Annotated in this window: 4 protein-coding genes; 3 read left to right on the top strand and 1 reads right to left on the bottom strand. The window is 45.3% G+C overall.

The genetic code is table 11. The features are described from left to right. Window positions 1–7 precede the first annotated feature (7 nt). Window positions 8–691: an ABC transporter permease gene (locus B2751_RS04830; RefSeq protein ID WP_290773266.1), complete on the bottom strand. Its 684-nt coding sequence runs from the start codon at window positions 689–691 to the stop codon at window positions 8–10. 242 nt (window positions 692–933) lie between these two features. Between B2751_RS04830 and B2751_RS04825 the strand changes: the two genes are divergently transcribed. From B2751_RS04825 to B2751_RS04815, 3 genes are all read left to right on the top strand, one after another. Next, window positions 934–1,395 (top strand): alpha/beta fold hydrolase, encoded by a 462-nt coding sequence (locus B2751_RS04825; protein WP_290773263.1) that lies wholly within the window; start codon window positions 934–936, stop codon window positions 1,393–1,395. Between the two features lie 84 nt (window positions 1,396–1,479). Next, on the top strand, window positions 1,480–1,809 hold the full coding sequence (locus B2751_RS04820; protein ID WP_290773260.1) for an alpha/beta fold hydrolase: 330 nt from the start codon (window positions 1,480–1,482) through the stop codon (window positions 1,807–1,809). Between the two features lie 25 nt (window positions 1,810–1,834). Continuing rightward, window positions 1,835–2,329: a hypothetical protein gene (locus tag B2751_RS04815; protein ID WP_290773257.1), complete on the top strand. Its 495-nt coding sequence runs from the start codon at window positions 1,835–1,837 to the stop codon at window positions 2,327–2,329. The last annotated feature ends 338 nt before the right edge of the window (window positions 2,330–2,667 follow it).

The following is a 2,667-nucleotide window of genomic DNA, read 5'->3' as shown; positions in this document are numbered from 1 at the left end:
TGTCATATTATAGATCCTTTCGTTTTAACGTCAGGTAGGCGACCATCAAAAATACCCCACTCCATAAAACAGGTAACAGTAATAACGTTCCAGACACGATGACGGCATGGTACGGCAAGATGTATTGAAACGGTACGAGATACCATTTCTCTGAGAAAGCTGACCACAGACCGATGATCGGTACGACGATCCCGAGAAAAATACCGAGGAACATCGTCAAACTTGGCTTCGCCATTATTGTTGATAAAAAGATATTGAAACTCGTGATATATAGGATGACGATCAGAACCGTCAGATAATCCATCCAAAACCATTGTTGCGCGTAGAGCGAGACAATAAGGAAATTGATTGTTAGCGTCGCGCACCAGAACAACAACGATCCGAGAAACTTCTCCAAAACGATTCGCAGTCGCGATGTCTTCGTGACTAGTAAACGAATCGTCCGCGTCTCGATTTCACGATTGATGATATCGTGTGATAACGCAGCCACGAATAGAAAACCGAAGAACAGGATGAAGAACTTAATGCTTGAAGTATAAGCAGACGGTTGATTAACGCCAGCAAGCAGTTCCGGATGTCTCGTCAAATACGATGCTGTGAAGACGGATGTAATCGTCAGAAAAAGAATCAACAGAATTGCCTTGACGCTTTTGAAGCTGTTCGTGAATTCTTGTTTTACGATTGGAAACATGACGGACTCCTTTAGACATATTTTTGATTAACGCAAGCGTTCTTTTACTCCAGTGACAAGGACACCGAGTCCATATAAGGTAACGGCTGTTAAGAGCATCGTAATAATTGTTTCCATGTGAATTCTCCTCTATGTAAATGACGTGTCCTCTATCTCTACGCTACTCCTTGAAGAAAGTTTCCTTATTTTTCAATTCCCAACATTCTCCTCATGGTACAGTAAAAGAAAAAAGGAGATGGCAAATGAAACGTTATACGATCACCTGTCAGCATCAATCCGTCCGTATTACGGAATGGGGAAACGAACAGCTTCCGACGATCGTCTGCTTCCATGGACTCGGCAGTACGAGTCTCAGCTTCATTGAAATCGCCGAAGCGCTCGCGGACGAATTCCGTCTGATTGCGATTGATTTACCCGGTCACGGCAAAACATCAGCTTTCTCAGATCCCCAACACTATCGAATGAAACCCTTCACGGACTGGATCGACGAAGTCTTACACATCCTTGATATCAAGCGGTTCTATGCCTTGTCGCACTCGTGGGGCAGTGTTCTCTCGCTTTATTATTTGATTGAACATGCGGACCGTGTGCTCAGCACGATCCTGATTGACGGCGGCTATCACAGTAAACGACTCTACGGTCGTTCCGTAGAGGAAGAAGTCGCCTTTTATGAACAAGACTTCGAGGATTCCGTTTCGACATGAGAGGAATTTTTAGACGTTGCCGTCTATGCCCCGAATGCCCGTCGCTCGCACTCCCTTGATCAAGCCGGAGTCGATCTTCTTCGGATGGAGGAAGGACGATTCCACTGGCATGCGCGCGGTACGACGGCCGCTGCGATCATACGTGCGCTTCACCATGATGATGTCCTTGATTTTCTCGCGGAGGTTCCACTAACAAACATTCAGTTGTACGTCGCAACGTTACCGCAGGATCAAGCACCCATCCGTCAGCAGGCGACGAATCTATTACATGAGATGACGCAAGCAACGATCCACCATGTGCCGGGTACAGGACATATGTTGCACTGGGATCGTCCCGATGTCATCATCGAGGCGGTTCGGCATCATTGGTCGTTCGATAAACAAGATTTGATCAATAATGCTAGAATAGAATAATTTATACGTGAAAGGTCGATGAACCATGAAAAAATTTCGCGGCAAACGCCGTTATTTTAAAAATCTAGAACTCGAGTTCAAAAGCTACTCTTCTCCTTCCTATATCAATACAGACGATTGGTTTAACGACTGGCATGTACACCCTGACTTTTATGGACACGGCAACGCGAGTCTACGCATTCGAAAAGCACATCTTCGGATTGCGTTGGGTGCTTTGCAGGACATGCGGCAACACCTAGCGAAAAAACAGATTGAACATCAGATATATATGACGATCGCCCTCGAAGATGCTTCACAAGACGCACTGCATGTCCACACGTCGAATCCATACGGGACTCCTTTCCCACTCGAGCGGGTTCAGTCTTTCCCTCTTTCTTTACATGTTCCGACCTGGGTAACGGAACTCTTTCCGAGCAACCGTTATACGTTTCATGAATCACAAGAGGAATTTGTTGACTATACGGAAGATGAGCCTGTCAGCTCGATCGTCACGCTTTTTTACATCGTACCTAATTCCTAAATGGAGATAACCTTGCCGAATTTACTGGCTTGTTTGACGTATGCTTGAACTTCTCGTACTTCAGCGAGCGGAAACGTTCGATCGATGACGAACAGAATCGTCTTCGTTCGAACCGACTTCTTGTCTGTAAAGTCACGGGAAACGGACTCTCGAAATTTAAGAAAGGAATAGCCTTTCTTTTGAAAGACACCTCCGCTTGCTTTGTTTTATTTTGATAAAATAAATAAAAACAAATGGAGGTGTCTCATGAAACGTACCTTAATGTTAGCCGTTCTTCTTATTCTAGTCGTCTGCATCATCGTCTTCGAACCGTTCCGTGGTGCGCCGCCAAACCCTGA

The organism is Exiguobacterium sp. UBA6282 (genome assembly GCF_002440475.1).
Taxonomy (GTDB): Bacteria; Bacillota; Bacilli; order Exiguobacteriales; family Exiguobacteriaceae; genus Exiguobacterium_A.
This window is presented reverse-complemented; position numbering and strand designations above follow the sequence as displayed.